The organism is Nostoc sp. ChiVER01, assembly GCF_034531155.1.
In the GTDB taxonomy this organism is placed as follows: Bacteria; Cyanobacteriota; Cyanobacteriia; order Cyanobacteriales; family Nostocaceae; genus Nostoc.
Genome location: NZ_JAVRBS010000016.1, coordinates 46,852 through 69,292, shown reverse-complemented (window position 1 = coordinate 69,292; position 22,441 = coordinate 46,852). Strand labels below are relative to the sequence as shown.

The following is a 22,441-nucleotide window of genomic DNA, read 5'->3' as shown; positions in this document are numbered from 1 at the left end:
CTACGCCTACGCCATTCAATTTCTTTAACTTTAAATGTTGTTAAAATGAGCTTAAAGGTGTCAATAAACTAGAATATCAATCATGAATATCCAAATTAAACCTGAACTAGAGCAAATTATCCAAGCGCAAATTGCTACAGGTAGATATGCGAATCCTGAAGAAGTTATTAGTAAAGCATTGAAGTTGCTATTAGAGTGGGAAAAAGGTTATCAACAGTGGGTTGAAGAAACACGCGAAAAAGTTGAAGTTGCTATTGAACAACTGGATAGAGGGGAAGGTATTGATGGAGAAGTTGTAGTTGAACAATTGCGAGATAAATTGCGGAAAGCGAGAAAATTACAAGCATGAAGCAACATATTATCTCTCCAAAAGCCAGTCAGGATTTATCATAAATTATTGACTATTTTGTTAGGATAAATATTGATGCTGGGGAGCATTTTGTTGAGAAATTTGATAAAAAATGTAAATATTTAGCTAATTTCCCCAATATGGGACGCAGCTACGGAAATATTAAAGCTGATTTGCGTGGTGTTCCTTTGGATAATTATATTATCCTTTATCGAGTTGTAAATAGTGGAATTGAAATTGTCCGTGTAGTCAGTGGTTATCAAAATTTGGAATCTTTATTTTTATAATCAGATGAGTAAGTTGGTGTTTTAATTAACTTCCAATTATCTATTGATAAATAACTCAGAAGGTAAAAGCAATGTCTAACGCTTGCTACGCCTACGCACTTAAGTTATTTTTAAACGTAAACACAAAGTGGCTTGCCGCAGAGGCGTAGAGAGCGCAGAGGGTATAAAAGAGAGATATTTTGCTATCTTTAGTTAGTAGGCAAATCGCGTAAAAAGTAAAATCGATCACTATTCCAATCACTACCTTTTATTCGTCCTAAATAGCCTGTTAAAGGTGAAGAAAGTTCAATCAGAATTTCGTGCATTTCTGCTGTTTTTATTGGCTGTGGTGGATGTGATCCGAAATACGCACCATGTAGAGCTTCAACACCAGCAGATTTTATACCTGAGTTTTCTAAATAATTTTTGACAAGCTGAATAAGATGCGATCGCAACTTAATATCTCTGTCCGCTTTATCAATATATTCACCGATTTTATAGTCAATTTGCCCAGGTTCTAGATATTGTTTTAATTCTACTAAGTTAATAGCACCTGGATATTTTGCTTTTAATTCAACGAGTTTTTGCAGAGTCATTACATTTATAATACTGATTTTCGATATTTCAGCAGATTCTTTCAAATTTTTAGTCGGTTTACCTGGGCCAATAATTAACCTTACAGCTTGAAGATAATTTTCTTTTAGATGCCTTCTACCAATCCTATCTAATTCTTCTACTGCACGATCGGGAATGCTTTTACCTGCTTTGCATTCACAAACAAGAGGATAAGGTTGTGAGCAATATAAGTCTAAGCCACCTGCACCGCCTTTGTAGTTTTCTTCAACTTTGAATCCTAAAAAATCAAGACTACGGCGTGCGATAATTTCAAAATCTGTACCAGCTTCATGGTTAGTCTTTTTATTCTCTAGCTCAATGCTGCGATCGCCCAATTTTGCAATATCATTTATCCAAGCTAAATTTGGATCGGGTTGCTTAATTAGCTTGTCATTACTCCAACCTAAGAATACTTTGATATCGTCGTCTAATTGTTTGGCTGCTGGTTGGCTAATGGTTAAAGATGCGATCGCACTCTGCAATTCTTCCAATTCAGGATGCAGAGGGGGTTCTAGCTTTTCTAATTGGTGTTTGCGGTGGGCGAAGGTGCGATCGTTTAAAATCGGCTTAGGCTCAATAATTATTGTGGGCCGTGATAAAGGGATAAATTGGTTTTTAGCAGTGATGCTAACTTCAATTGGTTCATCTAACTCATAAACCCGTAAGTATGACAGAAAAATATAATTATGTTGTGATAATATCTCCTTTAGTGCTTCAATACTCCAAACTGTGGATTTTGATAAGATATCTAAATGTTCAGTATCATCCAGTATTTGACATAGTTCGCACTTAGCCCATGCTTTAATTAAAACTTTTTCAGAATTAACATTTGCCACGTTATTTATAGCAATTTGGTTTAAATTTGCATTGTAATAACGCTCAAGTGGTAATAGGAGAGTTGAGGCATTAGTCGGATATAAGGCAAATTGTCGCCCCAAATCAATAAACATTCGGGCTATTATTGCAATAGTTCGTCCTTGTATTAAAGCTTCAACTTCTTGAGCAGGTAGACATATAGCTTGGTCAATTAACACTGATTCACTCATATTTAATCCACCGCTACAGCCAACTCACTAATGTTAGCAAGTTCAGATGATTCAGAGTAGCTATTTACATCTAGAATTTCTGCATCGCTTTCAAGAATGTCTTCAGGTACTTGATATGATGGGTCACTCAGAATTTCTTTTAGTAGAGCGTTACTAGCTCCTAGCTGATATACAACACCCTTTTCATTGATAAAATTAAGAATTTGCTCCTCGGTAAAGCCATAGTCTATTTCACGCTTTTTATAGACAGATCGAATAGCTAGTAACGGTCTAATCTCCTCTTCTTTAAGTTCTGCAAATTCGCCTCCTTGTACTATCAGTACTTCAATATAAGTCTTATGCAAATGAGGACTAATTTTTTTATCCTTGGATTTAGAGCGAATTAAACAACCACGAGTCAGACCAAAGGTTTTGTAATCTATTAATCTTCTCAATCCTGCTCCTAAAGCTTTGCCACCTGCATACTGGAGAACAGCAACGCCAATACTTACGTATTTCCCATCTTCTTTACCAATAATCTTGAAATTGAGGTAATCGTCTTTACCACCCCGTTGTTTTACTTTTTCTGTAACTTGCTCAATTTTTACTCGCTCTACTGTTTTATTTATTAAGGTCTGAAAGCTAAATAAAATTGCATCAGCCAGTAGATAATTATCATCTAAATAATTAGTGAATTCTTGACTAAGCTCTTTTTTGAAAGCTTGTTCAACTGGATCTTCCTTTAGAATTATAAGTGGATATCCTTCATCAATGGGAATATCAGCAGGTTTACAATTATCTCGACACCATTGTAAAACTTTTCTAACTGGTGGTTTCTCTTCGCTACTTAGGTCTCTGAGTTGAAGTTCAGTAAATGGATAAAGTCGGTGAGGTGGTACAAAATTTCTGCTACCATAGAATTCTGTTAACCATAAAGTAACTAGCTCAATAATTGAATCTCCATTCATGTACTTTAAATCAATAGGATTTCCATAAGCAGAAACTTTGCTAGGAATACCACCAGGTAGTTGCTTAATTTTATAAGTCCATATAGCAGGCATCATTACGGTTAGAATTACGCCCCTACTCAGATTTTCAAACAACTCTTTAACCAACCCAGCAACAACCTGTGATTTTGTAAACCCGGCATTGTTGATGTCAGTAGATTCTAGTTCATCAAAACAAATTACCAGTTGATAATAGTCACTAATAAGATCCAAAATTTGCTGAATTACATCAAAAGATTGACCATTAATACTCGGTAGACAAAGTTCATTAGCTTTATATTGAGCAAGTTCATCACCAGATAACCATTTGACCGCATAAAGCGCCTCAGAATCAACAAGTGTCCACAGAATAGCCCGGATAATATCAGGATTTTTAAGATTCGGTTTAGTCTTACGGAATGCTTCTGTTAGCTGATTAACTAAAGTTCGGTTTTTACTTAATTCATTTCGACTAAGTTTTTGTACTAAATCTTTAGATAACAAAGTTTGAGCGTTAGGATGAATAGACTTGACAGCTTGATTAGCGATTGCTGAAGCAAGTTCTTGCCACTGCGTTACTCCTTGGCTGCCAGTTTTCCCTAGACTATCTCCCAAAGTACGCTGGAATCCGTGCTTAATATTATTTAAATCACTAAATTCAGTGGCGTAAATAAATAAAGCACCACCCTCAGTCTGAAGACGATGGCGAATACGGCTGATAATATGTGTTTTACCAGTACCCGATTCGGCTGTGATAGCAATTGAAGTTCTTTGGTACTGACCAGTACGAATTTGATTAATTGCTTGAAACACAGCATCAGAAGCATGAGCATTGAGAGTTGTTACATCAGGAAATTCTTTGCCCCAAACTTCTTGGCTTCCTACGTATGGAGGTAGTGCAAAGGGATTGTGATTTTGTAAAGCTGCGTTAATATCCTCAATAGAGGAAATGGGAGAACTAGTCATAGTGGTTTGTGTGCAAGAAGAAACAACAGGATTTAGATTAATTTGCAGAACTGAGGCGCTTGGCGTAATAGCGTAATCCACTTAATTTAGTTGTGATTGAGTCTTCAGCTTTATCAGGAGTGATATCTGTCATCTCTCCGCCTATTAACTGAACAATGTCGTTCTTCTGCATTTCCAGTAGCCATTCATTGAAATCTTCACGAGTGATCTGATCGCCTACTTCCCTTCTAATCTGATAAATTGGTACAAGATCATCTAGGTTGTAGTTTTGGTTCAGCTTGTCGTAGACTTCCAACGCCACAGATTTAAATTCGTCGTAAGATGCGATTCCTTTGGAAAGCTCCGCGATCGCACTCTTCCCATTAACTGGTACATCTGCACCACTTACCGCAACATCAATCTGATTAATCCACCGCAACAACGCATTAGCAGCCCAAGTACCGACAATCGTCCCTTCAAACTTAAAATCAGAACTTCTCAAACCCTCACCCAATACCTCTAAACCTTTGCCAGATGTCAGAGAATATCCTTTTTTGGAGATTGCGATCGCACCTTGATTCTGCAATTCTTCAAATGAACCCTGATAATCTGCTACCTTCTGACTTTTGGATACAATTCGCTTAGTGAGTTGACCCTTCTTAACTTCCTGCTGCGTTCCTCCCAAATCCCACAAAGCCAAAAGTAGACGAGTTCTAGTTTGGGCTGTATTTTGTGATGTCATATTGAGTGTATTTATTTGGCAAAGATCATGATAGTAACTGTATCTTTCTAAATTATTTGTCCCGAAAACATAACCGAGAAATTGCTGAATATTTCCGCGTTTGGGCTAAATTGATTAATAAAAAATCAACAATATATTTCCTTCGGATGAATGCAGTTTCTCTCGAAGGCAGGATGGAATACTTGAGAAAATCGATCATCATAACAGTGAAACGCTGTAGCTGTGCAGTTGTAAATTTGAGTGGTATATGTTCTTTCAATTCCAGGTGAAATAACAGGAATTCCAACTTTGTATTTGCAACAGCAAGGCTTTTAGTAAATACAGGTGATGACGAAATCCGATGAACACAGTATATAAAGAACGTAAAATAGTTTCGCGTCTATTAGCAGTTGTGCTTTCCGCATTGCTGACCGTACCCTTGCTCAGTAGCTGCGGAGGTTCCCGAAACGCTTCAGTACCACCACCAGTTGATGATACTGCTGGTAGAACAGTCAGTGATCGCCAAACCCAAACCCAAGCTAAGAAGGGATTGGGTACAGGACAAAAAGTGGCCCTTTTGGCAGGAGCTGCCGCACTTTACTACATGTACAACCAACATAAGAATGCTTCACAAGATGGAGCGCAAGGTAAGTACTATCTTTCTAAAAACGGGCGTGTATACTACCGCGATGCTGAACATCGCGCTCATTGGGTAACTCCACCATCAGAAGGAATTCGAGTACCGGAATCTGAAGCCCAACAATATCGCCAATTCCAAGGCTATAACGGGAATACTTCAGGTCGCGATCTAACTGGCATAACTTCATCCGCAGCTCCAGCACTCTAGATAGCGAAGCGTGTGTAAATAAGAAAGCGGGTTTCCCGGAGGATAACGCCGATCACGCACGTCGGAAACACGAACTTAAATCAGGAGACAGATTATGGTAGATGAATTTTTCCGAAAGGCGAAGGATCTCTTGTTGGGAAATAACGGCGATCAAGCTGAAGATGCTGAATATCGCGATCGCAATGTCCGCCCAGCCAGCGAAGACCCCTACGGCGACCCCGCAGATATATCTTCCTACGGTGATGTACGTCCAGCCAGTGAAGACCCCTACGGTGACCCCGCAGATATATCCTCTTACGGCAACCTTACTCCAGCCAGCCAAGATCCATACGGCGACCCCGGAGATATAGCGTCTTACGGTAATGTACGTCCAGCCAGTGAAGACCCTTACGGCGACCCCGCAGACCAAGGGGAATTTGGTAACGTCCGTCCAGCCAGCGAAGATCCCTACGGCGATCCCGCAGATAACGATTACCGCCGTTAATGCGAAACTTAACCCCCTTAAAAAAGGGGTAACTGAGTCAAAGTCCCCCTTTTTTAAAGGGGGATTTAATTTAAGAGGATCTACTCAGCCAAAATTTCTTGCGATCGCTCAATACTTTTACGCACAGATTCGGCTGAAGTATGCAAACCCTCTCTTTCGCGATCGGTCAGATTTAATTCCAAAATACTTTCAATTCCACCGCATCCCAACCGACAGGGAACACCAATCACAACATCTTCTAAACCGTATTCACCTTGCAGATACGCCGCCACAGGCAATAACCGCGACTGATTTAGCAAAATCGATTCTACCATCACGCTAGTAGCCGATGCCGGAGCAAAAAAAGCACCTCCCGTCTGCATCAATTCCACAATTTCTGCGCCACCGTTGCGAGTTCTTTCTACCAAGCGTTCAATTGTGGCTGCATCCAGCAATTCCGTGATGGGAATGCCGTTAACGGTAGCATAACGAGACAAGGGAACCATTAAATCGCCGTGGCTACCCAATACCATTGCTTTGACATCAGCAGGTAAAACCCCCAATTCTAGGGCAATAAAGGTTTCAAAACGGGCGGAATCTAACACGCCAGCCATACCCATAATGCGATCGCGTGGTAAACCTGTTGCTTGCCAAGCTAAATAAGTCATCACATCCAACGGATTGGTGACGACAATAAAAATAGCATTGGGAGAATGAGCGATGCCTACGGCGGGCTGCGCCTACGCATTTTTTGCCGCTTCCACCACAATATTGGCATTAGTTTTCAGCAAATCATCCCGACTCATCCCTGGTTTGCGCGGAAGTCCTGCGGTAATCACCACAATTTGAGAACCAGATGTATCAGCATAATTATTTGTGCCGATAATTTGGCGATTATGTATTTCAATTCCCCTGGCTTCCATCAAATCCAGCGCCAAACCTTGAGGCATTCCCGCAATAATATCTAATAAAACTACATCAGCCAGGTTTTTCTCCGCAACGCGTTGGGCTAAAGTACTGCCAACCCTACCCGCACCCACGATGGTGACACGAGGTAAACTACATACAATTGGGGAGTTAGGCAAAGAAGACATAATTATTAAATTGCAATTTTATCAACCAGAATTTAGAATCTAGGAGTCAGAATTCAGTAAGAACTCTGTATGACTAGCAGAAAATAAACGGTGAAACATTACACCAAATCTATCTGCCAAATCCCCGCTAATTCATTCTGACTCCTGAATTCTAACTCCTGAATTCTTATTATTATTTAAACTCTTCAAGCTGATCCACACGCAACCAAACATTTGGCGTTGGCACCTTCCCGAACTTAACAAGGGCATAATCACCTTTGATATCTACAATTTCGCCCTTACTGTCAAACAAATAGGGAGGAAATCGAGTATCACTGGCCTTTGCTTCCAGACTGTTTTCCAGTTTCTCGCGGATAGCGCGAACCATATCTCCTTTTTTGACTGCCATGAATTCCCCTCTCAAATTTCTAAATTAGACTTATCCGCATTTTAAAAGACTTCCGAGCTAAAAACTCCTAACTCGTGTACGATTAATCACGTCTCTCTTGTACAGACGCGATTCATCGCGTCTCTCCTGGATTCATCGCGTCTCTCCTGTCTCTCCTATTTGACACTGGGGGCAAAAATGACTAGATCGCCCAGCTAACCTAATCCGCATAATTGGAGTGTCACAAACTCGACAGGGTTCTCCAGCACGGTTATAAACCCAGGCAACACCACCATAATTGCCATTGACACCCTTAACACTTAAGAAATTACTAAAAGTCGTGCCGCCAGCCTCAATGCTGGTTTCTAAAACTTGAATTATCGCTGTTCGCAAACGCTCAATTTGCTTTAGCTGCAAATCTATACACAAAGTTTCAGGTAAAATTCCACTCTTAAACAGGGCTTCATCGGCATAAATGTTACCTAATCCCGCCACTACCGATTGATCGAGTAGTGCAGTCTTAATTGGACGACGGCGGTTTTGGAGTTTGCTTGCTAAATACTCAACAGTGAATTCCGGTGAAAATGGATCTGCTGCCAGTGTTGCCAAACCAGTCATAATACTTTCTACAGCAACACCAGGTGGAACCCACCAAATTTTCCCGAAGGTACGCTGATCAACAAAGCGTAATTCCTGCTGTTCTCCAAAGAATAATCTAACCCGCGTGTGCTTATGTAATGGTTCATCTCGATGCAGCCATAGTAGTTGACCGGTCATTCGCAGATGAACCCCTAACCAACCTGTGGAAGAGAGTTCAGCCACGAGATATTTACCGCGACGATGCCAAGTAGCGATCGCATTCTTTTTAATTCCATCAACAAACTCACCAACAGAAAACGGGTAGGCGATGGTGCGATCGAGCAACACATCTCCACCCGTAATTTCTTGGTTAAGGGTCAATTGATTTAGACCCCTTCGGACTGTTTCAACTTCAGGCAGTTCAGGCATTCAAACTGATTAAGCAGGCAATTTTGATATACTTGGGCGTTGAATAAAGAAGAGATGGAGTAGTAACTTACACAGCCTTATATGGCTTGTACTACTACCCAAGAGAAACCGTAAATACCCGCAGGTCAGCTTCTCATGATTAGGGTAGGCTTGGGTGAAAGATGAATGAACTGAAATTTTCAGACTTCATACTTCAGACTTAAGACTACCCTTCATCATCGCATCAAACAAGCCCTTTGTAGCTTTGCTGCTATTTTTTAGGTGCTTTAGCCTTTGGTGCTTCAACCTCGACTAATTCATCCTGAGCAAAGTTGTTGGTATTGATACCAGCGTAATTGACCTTTTCAAAGCGGACAATTACAGGGTATTTGATGCCGCTTTGGTCAATGGAAGCCACAGTTCCTAGATCCTGAAACCAGTAGGATTCAGGGCGGAGAATACGTACTTTAGAACCACGTTGAACCATGATTATTTTCCCTTTTAGTTATCAATCGCCAATCTAGAGGGCTAATTGATTTCACTCTACAACCTGAAGGTAGCAGCAAGAGTCTTTGTTAAGTTATTTGTCTGAATTGGGCATTGGGCGGGGGAAAGAAGACTTGGGGACTCTTGAGAATTAGGGACAAGGGGAAAGACTTGTTGGAAGTTCTAAACTTTTGTCACCTTGTCCCCTTGTCCCCTCTGCTCCCCTGCCTCCCCTGCTTCCCCTGCTTCCTCATCTCCCCCACTTCTTAACCAAAATTGAAAATGGTATTAGAACATACTTGACAAGGCAAACATTATAGCGTACCTTCGTTCGCAAGCGGTTATTTTGTAAAAGCTTATGTTTTAGTTAAGACAAACACACTTCCCTCGTTACCTCTGCCAATCCGCAGATCGTTATCTATATAGGTGATATCTAACCAGCCTTGCTGATTATCACTCTTGATTGGAAAATCAATTGCGGGAAATTTTCTACCTGCTTCAATTTGTTGGATAAAAGTTACCGGAGAATTGTATTCTATTAAACGTTGTAAGCCGATAATAGACCGCTCAAATTTAACTTGGACACGCCGATCTGAAACTGGCTCAAATTTAGCAGCAACGCTAACTAATCCTTCCAAATAAGGTAAGCCATAAATCTCAGCTATGTTGTAAACACTGGCAGTATCAACCCGGATACATTGATAGATTTGACCCAGTTTGCAAAAAGGTAGACCATCTAAGTTTAAAAGAGCCTTGCTAGTGGTGTATAGTAATCGCCAATTACCATCTAGCAAATTACTAGCTTCTACCGGACGGGGTGTAGGATTAAAATCTTCTAAATTGGAGATCGCTGCTAAGATAGCCTGTTTCTGTGCTTGAGTCGCCAGTAGACCGCGATTTGTCCCAGCGATCGCATCCATTAGAGCCGCTTTTTTGATCATCGCCTGTCACCTAAAAAATCAGTCCTTACCATCAGCATAAACAACATATTCATAACCTATGTGTAGAACCATAAAAATTACTAAATAAAGGCTTTGCGTAAGCAATACGCCTATTAAATAAAAAATTTCTATCTGAATGCGGATTTATCAACAAAAGGGTTGAAAAGATAACTAAATTAATCCGTGCCAAGTGATAGACTCTAAATGTCAACTTACGTATACATTTTCTTGTCCTCCTCGATATGTTGAACTCTCCATTACGTGAAGTACCCCGTAATCAGCGAGCCGATGTTATCCCCTTAAAGCAAGAATCCTCTTTATTGGACTGGTTGCAAACCAACGGCCGGATCATCGCGCGTGACGTTCACGAACCGGATTTTCAAGATGACGAAGAAGAAATAGACTCCCTAATGGGTGTAGAAGATGGGATTGGCTACGACCTGGATGATGATGACGATATAGGAATCGCCGAAGATTAGCCTTTTTAGGCTAGTACCGCAAGGCGGAAGTTAAAAGGAGCCAGTGCGTTGGGCGGCTCTGCCGACTTGTACCGCTAAAGCGGAACCCGCAGGGTAGCAACTGGCGTTCAAAAGTCAAAAGTCAAAGAATTATATTCTGCGCTTTTGCACCATTTGAAATGGTATGTTTATTTCCGACGTGCTGTGCTAAGGACTTGGTAGTATCCTTAGTTGCTGATATTGAATTTTATATGTGTGGAGTGAAGGGAAACTTTTGTGGACGCTAAATTATCTCCTGAGCAAGGTTTAAATATTTCTGGAATCGCTCTAGCCTCTTTATTAACCGTAGGGCTAGCTACAACAGCATTTTTCTTGGATTCGATGGCCAATAGGCTACCTTGGCAAAGTATGTCTTTAACCCTGCCACTAATATTGTGTGCGTTGGGTTCAGGTGTACTTGGCTATTGGGTAATACCCCTACTTCAATCGCTCAAAACTGGACAAATAATTCGTGAAGATGGCCCCCAAGCCCATCTAAAAAAGGCAGGCACGCCAACTATGGGAGGTATATTTTTTATCCCCGTAGGCGTGATAATTGCCTGTATATTATCTAACTTTTCTAAAGAGGTGCTTGCAGTTTCGGCATTGACAATCAGCTACGGATTGATTGGCTGGCTCGACGATTGGCAAATTCTGCGCCGTAAATCAAATAAAGGCATATCTCCCGGAACGAAACTGGCTTTGCAGGTGGGTTTTGCGGCAGTGTTTTGTCTATGGCTGATGTTTAATCAACCTTCTAATATTACAAATATTGCTTTGCCTTGGGTGAGCTTTACACTTCCGTTAGGATTTCTATTTTGGCCATTAGCAGGTTTTGTACTAGTTGCAGAAAGTAATGCGACTAATTTAACAGATGGTATTGATGGCTTGGCAGCAGGAACAGTAGCGATCGCACTTTTAGCATTAGGGGCTTTAGTTGCACCTACAGCACCTGGGTTAATGGTTTTCTGTGCTGCTTTAAGTGGTGGATGCTTAGGTTTCTTAGCCCATAACCGTAATCCAGCCCGCGTTTTCATGGGAGATACCGGTTCTTTAGCATTGGGCGGCGCTTTAGCGGCTGTAGCGCTATTGACAAACACCCTAGTAGCTCTGTTTATTCTCAGTGGTATCTTCTTTGTAGAAACCCTTTCGGTGATGGCACAGGTAAGTTATTACAAAGCCACCAAAGGCCCTGATGGCAAAGGCAAGCGCCTCTTTAAAATGGCACCCTTGCACCATCATTTAGAACTCACTGGGTGGTCAGAATTGCAAGTGGTTGGAGTATTTTATGTCATCGCTGCTATTTTGGCTGCCATTTGTTTGGCGTAGGCGCAGCCCGCCGCAGGCATCGCTCCATTCTGAATCATGTTTTGAGAAAATCAATCGAATACAAAATGACAACTCCCACATATCCAGGGAGTTGTTTTTTATATAAGAAATTAATAAGGTTTTGATTTCGATGCTAGAAAGTCTGACCCTTGATGCCGACTGAAGAAATGCTCATTTTATTAATTATGAATTAATTGTACCTATTTACATACTCCATAACCCGATTCTTGCCTGTTCGCTTTGCTTCAAGCATCGCTTGATTTGCCCGATTCAGAAAATCTTTAACTGTAATTCCTGGTTCTGATACAGCTATTCCAAAAGAAGCGGTAATGCTTTGGAGAATGCGATCGCCGTCCTTGACTTGCATTTGTTCAACATCTATCCTGAGTTGTTCTACTCGCTTTCTCAGGTTTTCCAGTGTCATATTAGGCATTACAATCACAAATTCTTCACCACCCCATCTGCAAGCAATGTCAAAGGAGCGAATAGATTTTAATAGTAGTTGTGCTAATCCCTGGAGAACAATGTTGGCAGTCAAATGCCCGTAGCGCGAGTTGTAAGATTTGAAGTTATCGATATCAAGGAAAATAACACTAACTGATTGCCTTGAACGTTCAGCCTCTGCTAGCCTCTGTTCCGTTATGGTTTGCAAATAGCTTTGATTGAATAGTTGGGTCATCCCATCCCGCAAGTTATCATAGGCTAGACGTTGTTTTATCGAGAGATTATTTAGTGCAATAGCTAAAGTTCTAGCAATAATCTCAGTAATTTGTTGATCTTCTGGACTGACTTCTTCAAGGGCATAGATATGTAAAATCCCAATTACTTCGCCTTGTCCAAACAATGGAACACATAAATGTGTGCCGCTAACAGATTCTATTAAGTGATTGCATATTAGTCCAGAATTACGAGGTAATAAAAGGTTTGATTTTCCTCTCCGCAATGCCCAACAATCACATGCTGAAAATATTTCTTTACTAGTTCTTTCATCTCCCCAAAAACTATTCATCTGAACATAATTCTTAGAATTAGCAATTATAAATATACAACCACTCATCTTAGGAAATAGCTTAGAACAGGTTAAAGCAACCACTTGATACACCTCATCTTCAGATTCGCAGCAATAAAGCATATCCGCCATATCTGAGAGATATATAAGTTCCTGTTTTTTTGCCTCTAATTTCAGTGTTTTTTCTTCTAGCTGCCGATTTAGATCGGTGAGCGATCGCTGTGCTTCAATAGATTCTGTAATATCAATACTAATGCCACCGATGCGGCAAGCGCCCGTTGCGCCATCGCTAAAGGGAAACTTAAACGATAACCAATAGTACGGCTGATCTTTACCAGGTATTTTTACCTCTTCAATCAACTTTAAGGGGCGTAGAGTCTTTAAAACGACTTGATCGTTTTCCATAACCCGCCGTCCTTCTTCTGGATCTGGCAAGTATTCATTATCGGTTTTCCCTAACCATTCTTGTGAATCTACCGAAAATGTAGACTGTATCCCCTGGTTGTAATAAAGCACTCTAGATTGCTCATCTTTGATATAGGCTAGAAACGGGCCCTGATCTAGAAATAGCCGTTGTATCTGCTGACTGCGTTGAAGTTCGCGGGTGTCTTCTTGATGTTTGACGATCATCTCTAGAATTTGATAAGCAGTTGGTATCAGGTAGAGTAAGGCACACAAAGAAATAAACGCCATTAGATCAAGTACGCCTAAGTGCAGCAGCGACACTGCCATCTGTGGCTCAAAGATCGCTAGAAGGTGATGAAATCCGCAAGATAGTACGAATCCACCTGATAAGAAAAAGGCTAGCCAAAACTTAGAAGGGATGGTTGCCTTAGTTTTGGCAAAGAAAACCCCTATTAGTATAGGGATGCCAAAGTATGAAAATGCAGTGATGCCGTGAGCAATTATGCAATTCCAGTAAATAGGCTTCATTGTTAATCTAATATTAAAATTTTATTCGTTTCACTATAATTCTCGTATCTTCAAAATGTAAGTAGACAAAGGATGATTTTAGTAACTTATGTCTTAGGTTTACAAAAGTTTTTATAGTCAGTTTCTCAAAGGCTGCTCATTTCACCAAAGTATTTGCGCGGTGGAGAGCTAATAGCTTTAAATATGAGGAAATCGAAGTCATTAGTAGTATTACGAAATCCTAAGTAATTTTCTTATACTAATGACTAATGATCAATGACTAACTACAAACCTGACTTACCAAGTGAGTGAGTTCGGGTAAAATTAATTTTTCCATTGCCAGTTGCACAGCATTACTGGAACCAGGAAGCGAGAAAATTAATTTATCTTGATAAACACCAGCAACAGCGCGAGAAGCGATCGCCCGCGAACCAATTTCTTGATAACTTAAAAAACGGAATAACTCACCAAATCCTGGTAAAGTTTTCTCTAGTAACTTTTCAATGGCATCATAAGTAGTATCTCTTGGTGCAATACCTGTACCACCACTGAAAATTACAGCATTCAAATTTGAGCTTTTACCTAGATTTTCTATCTGCTCTTGAATTTGTGTTGGTTCATCTTTGATAATTGTGTAGACTCCTACAGCATGGTTAGCACTAAGGAGTAGCTGTTGAATTAGCTGGCCACTTTTGTCTGTTTCAAAAGTGCGTGTATCGCTAACAGTAACCACAGCACAAGTTACCGTCATTCTAGGCGAGTCTGGGTGCGGTTGTGACATTATAGCTCAGTCATAAATTTTGACTAACGGATAATTGGGCATGGTAAATGGCGCACTTATTGAACATGACAATTCCCCATGCTCCATGACGCCACTTGCTCCACTTGGGGAGACCCCAAGACCGCAGTGGCTCCCCCATACCCAATGCCCTATATCCTATGCCTCATTTTTGCTCAGTCCTAGATCGTTTTCTTCAGCGTACCGTTCCATAAAGCGCATAAAGCGATCCCATTCTTGGGCAGATTTCATCACGTAAAGTGCTTCTAATGCTTCAGGTTTCCCGTTGATAAATTTAGCTTTAACTTCACGGGTAATTATCTCTCCTTCTTGGTCAATCAGGTACATCCCGGTAATATCTTCGGTGCTACCTTGATCTAAAATCTTTGGATTGGTAAAAATAAACGTTGCTGTGCCACTGTCACCAGTGCGCGATCGCGTCAAGCGCACCTCTGGAATTACTTCTTCGTCAAGACCTCTAGAAAACTGGATTTTCGCCATGATGACTGAATTTAAACTTTTGTGATGGTTAATCTAATATTCTCTCATCAATTAGAACACCACGGTCTAGAGGCTACTGTTATTATTCTTTTTAGTGTAAATACTTAAATTGCTTCTTTTTCAAGTAACAAAGTTACTGGCCCATCATTTTCAATTGTAACATTCATCATTGCACCAAATTGGCCTGTTTCCACCTGCAAACCGCTAGCTTTTAACTTGGTAACAAAACGATTATATAAATCTGCTGCTGATTGGGGAGCAGCTGAACGATCAAAAGAAGGACGGCGACCTTTGCGACAGTCACCATAAAGGGTAAACTGACTAACTACTAACAAATCGCCGCCAATTTCTTGTACAGATTTTTGCCAGCGATCGTCTCCTTCCTCGTCAGGAAACAGCCGTAATTCCAAGCACTTACGCACTATCCAGTCAATTTCGGCATCAGTATCGGTATTGGCTATGCCTACGAGTAAATTTAGCCCCCGCCCAATTTTGCCGACAATTTCACCGTTAACTGTAACTTGAGATGATTTGACTCGCTGGATAACAACGCGCATTTTAACTAATTCGTAATTCGTAATTCTTAATGGCGCTCCTACGTCGCTCTAAGCGTACTCCTACGGAGAAGCAAGCTACGCGGTAGCGTCTCCAAGAGTTGCCATGCCGTTGGCGGAGCCTCTCGTAGAGAAGGCTTTACGCTGCGCTAACGTAATTATTGGCGAAAACACTCACTCGCGCGTAAATACAAGGGAGTACGATGTCTACGACGGGCTAGGGCTACGCTATTCTCTCATTTTTATTGTTCAAAATCGATGGTGGAGCCATTGGGAATACATTCCCAGGTTCTACCTGGGAACGAATATTAAACTTTTGTACAGACGCGATTAATCGCGTCTCTAATTATTTGCCAAACCCTTTACCGCGAGAGCTTGAAGGTAGACAAATACAGTTTTCAAGTTGACTAATTAAGGTCTCACGATCCAAATTTTGACCAATCAGCACTAACTGGTTTTTCAGTTGACCTTGCCATTCATCATCATCCAAGGTAAAGCGTTTCCCGCAGAGGTGGAAAATATGACGTTTCGGACTTTCATCAAACCACATAATCCCCTTCGCTCGGAAGATATTTGAGGGTAGCTGGTTATCTAAGAAATACTGAAACTTCCTAATAGAAAAAGGCTTATCACTTTGGAAAGAGATGGAAGTAAAACCATCATTTTCTAAATGGTCAGAATGATGGTGATGATCGTGGTGATCGTGGTCATGGTTGTGATGATCGTGACCGCATGTTGAGTGATCGTGATCATCGTGATGATCGTGATGTTCATGATCGTGATGATCGTGTTCATCCACCACTGTGTCAAAATATTTATCGGACTCAAACAGACCAACACTGAGAATTAACGGAAGTGGTACTTGCGATCGCGTCGTGCGGAGAATTCTCGCTCCTTCTTTAACTTCGTTAATTTTTGTTTCTAACTCATTCAATGTGGCTTCATCAACCAAATCACTTTTGTTCAGTACAATTACATCACCATAAGCAATCTGGCTGTATGCTGCCTGAGAGTTAAATAAATCTAGGCTGTAATTTGCCGCGTCTACTACGGTAATAATCGAATCTAAGCGAGTTAAATCTCGCAATTCTGTACCTAGAAATGTTAAAGCTACTGGTAGTGGATCTGCCAATCCAGTTGTTTCCACTACTAGATAATCTAGATTTTCTTGCCGTTCTAAAACTTTGTAAACTGCATCTACCAAATCATTATTAATAGTGCAGCAAATACAACCATTATTTAGCTCCACCATGTTCTCACCAGTGGAAACAATTAGCTCGTTATCGATGCCAATTTCGCCAAATTCATTTACAAGAACGGCGGTTTTCAAACCCTGTTGATTGTTAAGGATATGATTGAGTAAAGTCGTCTTGCCACTGCCGAGGAAACCCGTAATAATTGTTACTGGCATTCCTTGTTTGGGCGTATCCATTGCCGAAGATTCGGATGTAACTGCTGATTGCATAGCGCTGTTATCTAATAGTCAAAAAATAGTAATGTAGCGCAGATAGTCCAGAAAACACTAGCACCGCAAGGCGGAAGTTAAAAGGAGCCAGTGCATTGCGCGGGTTCCCCGCGTTGTACCCCTTCGGGGAAGCAAGCTACGCGCAGCGTCTCCCCTTCTCCCAAAGGGAGAAGCTACCGCCAAGGGAGAAGCAACTGGCGTTCAAAAGTCAAAAACCCTTGATTTCTGAGCTTTCGAGATTTTGTCCAATAGTATGTTGATTTCCACCATGACGTACTAGCATAGGGATGCTGGACTGTCATCCCATCTGCTTTACCCTATTATTACGTATCTTCTTATTTCAGCATTACTCTGTTATGACCCTAACCCTTTACAATACTCTCACCCGTCGTCAAGAACCGTTTGAAACAGTCGAAGCAAGCAAAGTTAAGATGTATTACTGCGGCGTGACGGTGTACGACTACTGCCATTTGGGTCATGCGAGAGCTTGCATCGTTTGGGATGTAATCCGCCGATACCTCCAGTTTATCGGCTATGAAGTGCGATATATCCAAAATTTTACTGATATTGACGATAAAATTCTCAATCGAGCCTGTGTTGAACATTCCTCAATGGAAGCTGTAGCCGATCGCTTTATCAAAGCATATTTTGAGGATATGGCGCGATTGGGAATCAAAGAAGCTGATGAATATCCCCGTGCTACCCATACCATGAATGGCATTCAACGGTTAATTCATGAGTTGGAAAATAAAGGTTTTGCTTACCCTGCTGACGGCGATGTGTATTATGCAGTGCGACAGTTTGCTGAGTATGGCAAGCTTTCAGGACGCAAGTTAGAAGATATGCAAGCCGGGAAAAGCGATCGCGTCAACATAGAAGATGCAGAATACCAGAAAAAGAAAGACCCCTTCGATTTTGCTTTATGGAAGGCAGCAAAACCAGGAGAACCAGCTTGGGAGTCACCGTGGGGCGCAGGTCGTCCGGGGTGGCACATTGAATGCTCGGCAATGGTGCGCGATCGCCTGGGTGATACCATAGATATTCATGCTGGTGGTGCTGACTTAATTTTTCCTCATCACGAAAACGAAATTGCCCAATCTGAGGCTGTAACAGGAAAACCCTTAGCGCGTTATTGGTTACATAACGGCATGGTAAAAGTAGATGGTGAAAAAATGTCCAAATCTTTGGGCAACTTTATCACTATTCGAGAATTACTGGATCGAGGAGTTGACCCGATGGCAGTGCGGTTATTTGTCCTAACCGCCCAATATCGTACACCCATAGATTTTACAGACGAAGCGATCGCCGCAGCAACCAACGGTTGGCACACGATTAAAGAAGGTTTACTCTTCGGCTACCAATACGGTAAAAAACTAGGTTGGGGAGTGGGGAGTGGGGAGTGGGGAGTAGGAACTGACTCACTACTTCCTGAAACTATTGAACGCTTTCAAGAAGTTGTAAATAACGACTTTAATTTTCCTGGTGGGTTAACAGTGCTGTTTGAATTAGCCAAAGAACTGCGCCGTGAAGGAAATATTATTGTGCATGAAGGGAAAACCGAAACTTCCCCTGATGAGTTAAAGCGTCAATGGCAAACTCTCGTCACATTGGCTGAAGTTTTAGGTTTAGAAGCCGAGATAGAAGCAGAACCTGACAAGAATGATGGTTTAAGCGATGCGGAAATTGAAACGAAAATTCAGCAAAGGCAAGAAGCACGTAAAGCCAAGAATTTTGCCGAAAGCGATCGCATTCGTGACGAACTCCAAGCAGAAGGTATTACGCTAATTGATAGCCGTGATGGCACGCGCTGGCATCGGAATTAGGAATTAGGGAGTAGGGAGTGGGGAAGAAGCAGGGGAGCAGGGAGCAAGGGAGAAGAATATTCCCCTCTGCCCTCCGCCCCTCTGCCTCTTTTCAATTCCCATTCCCCATTCCCCATTCCCCATTCCCCATTCCCCATTCCCCATTCCCCATTCCCCATTCCCTTAAATTATGTGGTCTGAACTCAAAAAAGCGATCGCTAGTTTCAACATTCCTGCTGATTGGATTGGTATTAGAGCCGTAAAGGAAACTTCTACAACCCGTTCAGTCCGTGACGGCTTACCCCAACTAAACGGCAAATCCTTCACTGTTGGAGCCATGCTAGAGGTTTTGGTAAATGGCTGTCTGGGTTATGCAGCAACTAACTCTCTGGAACTGTCTTCTCTACAAGCTGCTGCCGAAACAGCCTATAAACAGGCGCTAGCAGCCAGTGAATGGTGGATACATCCCTTCCGTGAAAGTGAGCGGCCTAAAGTCGTTGGTGAATATAAATCTCCATACCTTGAGCCATTGGATGCTCTGAGTCCGGGAGAAATCAACGATTTACTGGTTCGGATTTGCCAAACACTGAAAGTTGACGACAAGATTGTGCAAACCATAGCCAGTGCTAGCACCATTGAGAGAGAGTCTTGGTTTATTAGCAGCAACGGCTCAGAAGTCTATCAAAAAACTTTATCTATAGGCACTCATTATGGAGCCACCGCCCAAGATGGTGCAGTTGTACAGCAGCGCAGTCACAACGGTTCTCACGCAAACTATTACCAAGGTGGACTAGAACTTTTAAAACAAGAAAACTTATTGCATCGGGTGCGGCAAATAGGCGAACAAGCAGTAGAACTATTGACAGCAGAGGAATGCCCAACCACCCGTACCAATTTAGTTTTAGCCCCAGACCAAATGATGCTGCAAATCCATGAAAGTGTCGGGCATCCCCTAGAAATTGACCGAATTTTGGGAGATGAGCGTAACTATGCTGGAGGCAGCTTCGTTAATAAAAGTGATTTTGGCAACCTAGTATATGGTTCGCCACTGATGAACATTACCTTTGATCCCACCGTGCCTGGTGAATTTTCTAGCTATGGCTTTGATGATACGGGTGCTGTAGCAACAAAAGAATATTTGGTTAAAGAAGGAGTACTCCAACGGGGTTTAGGCAGTCTAGAGAGTCAAGCAAGAGCAGGTGTAGCAGGAGTTGCCTGTGCGCGTGCTTCCTCATGGAATCGGCCTGCGATCGATCGCATGGCAAACTTAAATTTAGAACCTCTAAATGCTAGCTTTGAAGACATTATTGGCGGCATAGAACACGGCGTTTATATGGAATCTAACCGTTCTTGGTCAATTGACGATCGCCGCTACAAATTCCAATTTGGTTGCGAGTACGCTAAATTAATTGAAAACGGTAAACTCACCAAAACCCTCCGCAATCCCAACTATCGCGCCACAACACCAGAGTTTTGGCACAGCCTAATTCAAGTAGGAAATGCTGACAACTGGCAAATGTATGGTACTCCTTATTGTGGTAAAGGAGAACCAAATCAGGCTATTTGGGTAGGACATGGTTCACCTGTTTGTGTATTTGCTAATGTCGAAATTTTTGGTGGAGGAACTTGAAAAGGACACGGGGACACAGAGATATTTTCATTCTCCGCGTCCCCACTCCCTATTCCCCACTCCCCACTCCCTATTAATATTTAATATCTATGAAAATTGAGGAATTATCTGCGTTAGAAGTCAGCTTTAATCAACTGATTGAAACTTTACTGATTAAAAAATCTGAAACTGAACAATTCACTGTGAAACTCAGCAGTGAAAGAAGCCAATTTACTCGTTTCAATCATGCCAAAGTGCGACAAACTGGTTGTGTTGCTGATGGTTGGATCGAACTGACTTTGATGGCAGACCAGCGCAGTAGTATTCGGCAATTCCCATTTACTGGAAATTGGGATATAGATTGGCAATTAGCATATACTGCTTTGCAGGAGTTACGTGACGAACTTAGTCTATTACCCATCGATCCGTATCTAGTTTTGCCATCAGGAAATAATACCAGTCGGGAAATACATTCCGGAAATTTATTGGCAGATGAGGCAGTAGTAGCAACTTTGCTACAACTAGTTGCTGAATTAGATTTCACAGGGATATATGCCGGGGGATTGGTAGTTAAAGCTTATGGTGATTCTAACGGGCAAAAACACTGGTTTGCTACTGATTCTTTTACCTTAGATTATTCTCTATTTTCCTCCTCTGGACAAGCAGTTAAGGGTACATTTGCAGGGAGTAATTGGGATATATCTGCTTATATAGCCAAAATTAGCGAAGCTAAAAAGCAACTTGAATTGCTTGCTCGTCCAGCTAAAGAATTACCAAGGGGACAATACAAAACTTATTTTGCACCTGCTGCTGTTGGAGATTTATTAGCAATGCTTTCTTGGGGAGCAGTCAGCGAAGCTGATATCCAACAAGGAAACAGTGCTTTAGCGGCTTTATCGCGTCAAGAAAAACAACTTTCTCCAAGATTTAGTTTGAAAGAAAACTTTCAACGAGGATTAGTGCCGCGATTTAATGAATTAGGAGAAATAGCAGCGCCAGAGTTACCTGTAATAGAAAAAGGACAATTGGTAAATACTTTAGTGAATTCTCGGACTGCTAAGGAATATCAAAAAATTGCCAACGGTGCTAATGGCTCAGAGACTTTACGAGCGCCAGAAGTGAGTTCGGGAAATTTGATATTTGAGCAGATTCTTCCAAGTTTAGATACGGGATTATATGTATCTAATTTACATTACCTGAATTGGAGCGATCGCCACACTGGTAGAATCACAGGTATGACTCGTTATGCTTGTTTTTGGGTAGAAAACGGAGAAATTATTGCCCCCATTGAAAACTTACGTTTTGACGAAAGTCTCTATCGCTTCTGGGGAGATAAGTTAGTAGATTTAACCAATTTTCAAGAATTCATTCCCGAAGTAGGAACTTATGAAAGCCGCCAACTAGGAGGTAGTTTAGTTCCCGGTATGCTGGTAAATGATTTTACATATACTTTGTAATTAAGTTTTGACAGTAATTGAAAAGCCAACAAATAGAAATAAGCTCTATCGCTCCCTTTATGGTTCCTAATATTAAATCCATGCTTTTTTAAACCTATTATCCTTACGCAGAAAGGGTTTTGCAGTTTTATAGCTTGGTATTTAATAATAGCGTAAGTCACTTTAGCATAAGGGGCGCGATAGAACCTAGAAATCTACCCTAACAGGGAGGTAATATTGGAGCCAATAACAAACTATTATTTATGAGAAGTCTCATCCTATTAAGCTAGAGAAACGTAGACATTATCTAATCCAAAACCGACAATATCATTGCGACCATCACCGTTGATATCACCAAGCTGACGTGGATATTGGTTAAAGGTATTCCATCCGCCATCATTGACAGTAAAAGCATTGTTCAGAGCTACAGAATACTGACCGAAAGTGCCATCGCTTT

The 22,441-nt window shown here is 41.4% G+C and carries 21 protein-coding genes and 1 pseudogene; 9 read left to right on the top strand and 13 right to left on the bottom strand.

Annotation, left to right across the window (positions count from 1 at the left end; genetic code table 11):
• Positions 1 to 82 precede the first annotated feature (82 nt).
• Complete coding sequence (locus RMY00_RS20815) at positions 83 to 349, top strand: ribbon-helix-helix domain-containing protein (protein WP_322649354.1); 267 nt, start codon at positions 83 to 85, stop codon at positions 347 to 349.
• Positions 350 to 393: 44 nt separating this feature from the next.
• Positions 394 to 636 carry a type II toxin-antitoxin system RelE/ParE family toxin gene (locus RMY00_RS20810; protein WP_322649434.1) on the top strand — a complete coding sequence of 81 codons (243 nt, stop codon included), beginning with the start codon at positions 394 to 396 and terminating at the stop codon, positions 634 to 636.
• A 188-nt stretch (positions 637 to 824) separates the two neighbouring features.
• Here the strand turns inward: RMY00_RS20810 and RMY00_RS20805 are convergent, their stop codons facing one another.
• The 3 genes from RMY00_RS20805 to RMY00_RS20795 are packed head-to-tail and all read right to left on the bottom strand — an operon-like array spanning position 825 to position 4,928.
• Entirely contained in the window at positions 825 to 2,276 is a 1,452-nt protein-coding gene (locus RMY00_RS20805) for a DUF1802 family protein (RefSeq protein ID WP_322649353.1), read from the bottom strand.
• Positions 2,277 to 2,278: 2 nt separating this feature from the next.
• Positions 2,279 to 4,207 (bottom strand): ATP-binding protein, encoded by a 1,929-nt coding sequence (locus tag RMY00_RS20800; RefSeq protein WP_322649352.1) that lies wholly within the window; start codon positions 4,205 to 4,207, stop codon positions 2,279 to 2,281.
• 37 nt (positions 4,208 to 4,244) lie between these two features.
• Positions 4,245 to 4,928, bottom strand: a complete 684-nt coding sequence (locus RMY00_RS20795) for a hypothetical protein (RefSeq protein ID WP_322649351.1) — start codon at positions 4,926 to 4,928, stop codon at positions 4,245 to 4,247.
• 340 nt (positions 4,929 to 5,268) lie between these two features.
• Between RMY00_RS20795 and RMY00_RS20790 the strand changes: the two genes are divergently transcribed.
• Both RMY00_RS20790 and RMY00_RS20785 read left to right on the top strand, forming a co-directional pair.
• Positions 5,269 to 5,754 (top strand): hypothetical protein, encoded by a 486-nt coding sequence (locus RMY00_RS20790; RefSeq protein ID WP_322649350.1) that lies wholly within the window; start codon positions 5,269 to 5,271, stop codon positions 5,752 to 5,754.
• Positions 5,755 to 5,848: 94 nt separating this feature from the next.
• Positions 5,849 to 6,238: a translation initiation factor gene (locus RMY00_RS20785; protein WP_322649349.1), complete on the top strand. Its 390-nt coding sequence runs from the start codon at positions 5,849 to 5,851 to the stop codon at positions 6,236 to 6,238.
• An 80-nt stretch (positions 6,239 to 6,318) separates the two neighbouring features.
• Here the strand turns inward: RMY00_RS20785 and mdh are convergent.
• From mdh to RMY00_RS20760, 5 genes and pseudogenes are all read right to left on the bottom strand, one after another.
• Positions 6,319 to 7,311, bottom strand: a pseudogene (mdh, locus tag RMY00_RS20780) (malate dehydrogenase).
• 172 nt (positions 7,312 to 7,483) lie between these two features.
• On the bottom strand, positions 7,484 to 7,699 hold the full coding sequence (locus RMY00_RS20775) for an NAD(P)H-quinone oxidoreductase subunit O (RefSeq protein ID WP_100899786.1): 216 nt from the start codon (positions 7,697 to 7,699) through the stop codon (positions 7,484 to 7,486).
• A gap of 132 nt (positions 7,700 to 7,831) precedes the next feature.
• On the bottom strand, positions 7,832 to 8,686 hold the full coding sequence (locus RMY00_RS20770) for a DNA-formamidopyrimidine glycosylase (RefSeq protein ID WP_322649348.1): 855 nt from the start codon (positions 8,684 to 8,686) through the stop codon (positions 7,832 to 7,834).
• Positions 8,687 to 8,936: 250 nt separating this feature from the next.
• Positions 8,937 to 9,152 (bottom strand): photosystem I reaction center subunit IV, encoded by a 216-nt coding sequence (locus tag RMY00_RS20765; RefSeq protein WP_109011287.1) that lies wholly within the window; start codon positions 9,150 to 9,152, stop codon positions 8,937 to 8,939.
• A gap of 355 nt (positions 9,153 to 9,507) precedes the next feature.
• The gene (locus RMY00_RS20760) at positions 9,508 to 10,092 is read right to left on the bottom strand and encodes a PAP/fibrillin family protein (protein WP_322649347.1); all 585 of its coding nucleotides are present in this window, start codon (positions 10,090 to 10,092) and stop codon (positions 9,508 to 9,510) included.
• A 242-nt stretch (positions 10,093 to 10,334) separates the two neighbouring features.
• On the opposite strand from RMY00_RS20760, the gene RMY00_RS20755 reads away from it, so the two are divergent.
• Both RMY00_RS20755 and mraY read left to right on the top strand, forming a co-directional pair.
• Positions 10,335 to 10,571 (top strand): DUF3134 domain-containing protein, encoded by a 237-nt coding sequence (locus RMY00_RS20755; RefSeq protein WP_109011289.1) that lies wholly within the window; start codon positions 10,335 to 10,337, stop codon positions 10,569 to 10,571.
• Between the two features lie 255 nt (positions 10,572 to 10,826).
• A complete protein-coding gene (gene mraY, locus RMY00_RS20750) occupies positions 10,827 to 11,918 on the top strand; it encodes a phospho-N-acetylmuramoyl-pentapeptide-transferase (protein WP_322649346.1) in 1,092 nt (363 codons plus the stop codon).
• 190 nt (positions 11,919 to 12,108) lie between these two features.
• Here mraY and RMY00_RS20745 read toward each other — a convergent pair whose 3' ends face one another.
• From RMY00_RS20745 to RMY00_RS20725, 5 genes are all read right to left on the bottom strand, one after another.
• On the bottom strand, positions 12,109 to 13,860 hold the full coding sequence (locus RMY00_RS20745; RefSeq protein WP_322649345.1) for a diguanylate cyclase: 1,752 nt from the start codon (positions 13,858 to 13,860) through the stop codon (positions 12,109 to 12,111).
• Between the two features lie 259 nt (positions 13,861 to 14,119).
• Positions 14,120 to 14,620, bottom strand: coding sequence for a MogA/MoaB family molybdenum cofactor biosynthesis protein (locus RMY00_RS20740; protein WP_416212086.1), 501 nt, complete (start codon positions 14,618 to 14,620; stop codon positions 14,120 to 14,122).
• Positions 14,621 to 14,776: 156 nt separating this feature from the next.
• Entirely contained in the window at positions 14,777 to 15,118 is a 342-nt protein-coding gene (gene psb28, locus RMY00_RS20735; protein ID WP_229454856.1) for a photosystem II reaction center protein Psb28, read from the bottom strand.
• Between the two features lie 104 nt (positions 15,119 to 15,222).
• Positions 15,223 to 15,675 carry a D-aminoacyl-tRNA deacylase gene (dtd, locus tag RMY00_RS20730; RefSeq protein WP_322649344.1) on the bottom strand — a complete coding sequence of 151 codons (453 nt, stop codon included), beginning with the start codon at positions 15,673 to 15,675 and terminating at the stop codon, positions 15,223 to 15,225.
• Between the two features lie 343 nt (positions 15,676 to 16,018).
• Positions 16,019 to 17,137 carry a GTP-binding protein gene (locus RMY00_RS20725; RefSeq protein WP_322649343.1) on the bottom strand — a complete coding sequence of 373 codons (1,119 nt, stop codon included), beginning with the start codon at positions 17,135 to 17,137 and terminating at the stop codon, positions 16,019 to 16,021.
• A gap of 356 nt (positions 17,138 to 17,493) precedes the next feature.
• Between RMY00_RS20725 and cysS the strand changes: the two genes are divergently transcribed.
• From cysS to RMY00_RS20710, 3 genes are all read left to right on the top strand, one after another.
• A complete protein-coding gene (cysS, locus tag RMY00_RS20720; RefSeq protein WP_322649342.1) occupies positions 17,494 to 18,960 on the top strand; it encodes a cysteine--tRNA ligase in 1,467 nt (488 codons plus the stop codon).
• A 169-nt stretch (positions 18,961 to 19,129) separates the two neighbouring features.
• A complete protein-coding gene (locus RMY00_RS20715) occupies positions 19,130 to 20,569 on the top strand; it encodes a TldD/PmbA family protein (RefSeq protein ID WP_322649341.1) in 1,440 nt (479 codons plus the stop codon).
• 89 nt (positions 20,570 to 20,658) lie between these two features.
• Positions 20,659 to 22,005 carry a TldD/PmbA family protein gene (locus RMY00_RS20710; RefSeq protein WP_322649340.1) on the top strand — a complete coding sequence of 449 codons (1,347 nt, stop codon included), beginning with the start codon at positions 20,659 to 20,661 and terminating at the stop codon, positions 22,003 to 22,005.
• The last annotated feature ends 436 nt before the right edge of the window (positions 22,006 to 22,441 follow it).

What these genes read in the sequence shown, in the direction of transcription:
- RMY00_RS20815 (WP_322649354.1), top strand. Translation starts at nt 83, where the DNA reads ATGAATATCCAAATTAAACCTGAACTAGAGCAAATTATCCAAGCGCAA.
- RMY00_RS20805 (WP_322649353.1), bottom strand. Translation starts at nt 2,276, where the DNA reads ATGAGTGAATCAGTGTTAATTGACCAAGCTATATGTCTACCTGCTCAA.
- RMY00_RS20800 (WP_322649352.1), bottom strand. Translation starts at nt 4,207, where the DNA reads ATGACTAGTTCTCCCATTTCCTCTATTGAGGATATTAACGCAGCTTTA.
- RMY00_RS20795 (WP_322649351.1), bottom strand. Translation starts at nt 4,928, where the DNA reads ATGACATCACAAAATACAGCCCAAACTAGAACTCGTCTACTTTTGGCT.
- RMY00_RS20790 (WP_322649350.1), top strand. Translation starts at nt 5,269, where the DNA reads ATGAACACAGTATATAAAGAACGTAAAATAGTTTCGCGTCTATTAGCA.
- RMY00_RS20785 (WP_322649349.1), top strand. Translation starts at nt 5,849, where the DNA reads ATGGTAGATGAATTTTTCCGAAAGGCGAAGGATCTCTTGTTGGGAAAT.
- RMY00_RS20775 (WP_100899786.1), bottom strand. Translation starts at nt 7,699, where the DNA reads ATGGCAGTCAAAAAAGGAGATATGGTTCGCGCTATCCGCGAGAAACTG.
- RMY00_RS20770 (WP_322649348.1), bottom strand. Translation starts at nt 8,686, where the DNA reads ATGCCTGAACTGCCTGAAGTTGAAACAGTCCGAAGGGGTCTAAATCAA.
- RMY00_RS20765 (WP_109011287.1), bottom strand. Translation starts at nt 9,152, where the DNA reads ATGGTTCAACGTGGTTCTAAAGTACGTATTCTCCGCCCTGAATCCTAC.
- RMY00_RS20760 (WP_322649347.1), bottom strand. Translation starts at nt 10,092, where the DNA reads ATGATCAAAAAAGCGGCTCTAATGGATGCGATCGCTGGGACAAATCGC.
- RMY00_RS20755 (WP_109011289.1), top strand. Translation starts at nt 10,335, where the DNA reads ATGTTGAACTCTCCATTACGTGAAGTACCCCGTAATCAGCGAGCCGAT.
- RMY00_RS20745 (WP_322649345.1), bottom strand. Translation starts at nt 13,860, where the DNA reads ATGAAGCCTATTTACTGGAATTGCATAATTGCTCACGGCATCACTGCA.
- RMY00_RS20740 (WP_416212086.1), bottom strand. Translation starts at nt 14,620, where the DNA reads ATGTCACAACCGCACCCAGACTCGCCTAGAATGACGGTAACTTGTGCT.
- psb28 (WP_229454856.1), bottom strand. Translation starts at nt 15,118, where the DNA reads ATGGCGAAAATCCAGTTTTCTAGAGGTCTTGACGAAGAAGTAATTCCA.
- dtd (WP_322649344.1), bottom strand. Translation starts at nt 15,675, where the DNA reads ATGCGCGTTGTTATCCAGCGAGTCAAATCATCTCAAGTTACAGTTAAC.
- RMY00_RS20725 (WP_322649343.1), bottom strand. Translation starts at nt 17,137, where the DNA reads ATGCAATCAGCAGTTACATCCGAATCTTCGGCAATGGATACGCCCAAA.
- cysS (WP_322649342.1), top strand. Translation starts at nt 17,494, where the DNA reads ATGACCCTAACCCTTTACAATACTCTCACCCGTCGTCAAGAACCGTTT.
- RMY00_RS20715 (WP_322649341.1), top strand. Translation starts at nt 19,130, where the DNA reads ATGTGGTCTGAACTCAAAAAAGCGATCGCTAGTTTCAACATTCCTGCT.
- RMY00_RS20710 (WP_322649340.1), top strand. Translation starts at nt 20,659, where the DNA reads ATGAAAATTGAGGAATTATCTGCGTTAGAAGTCAGCTTTAATCAACTG.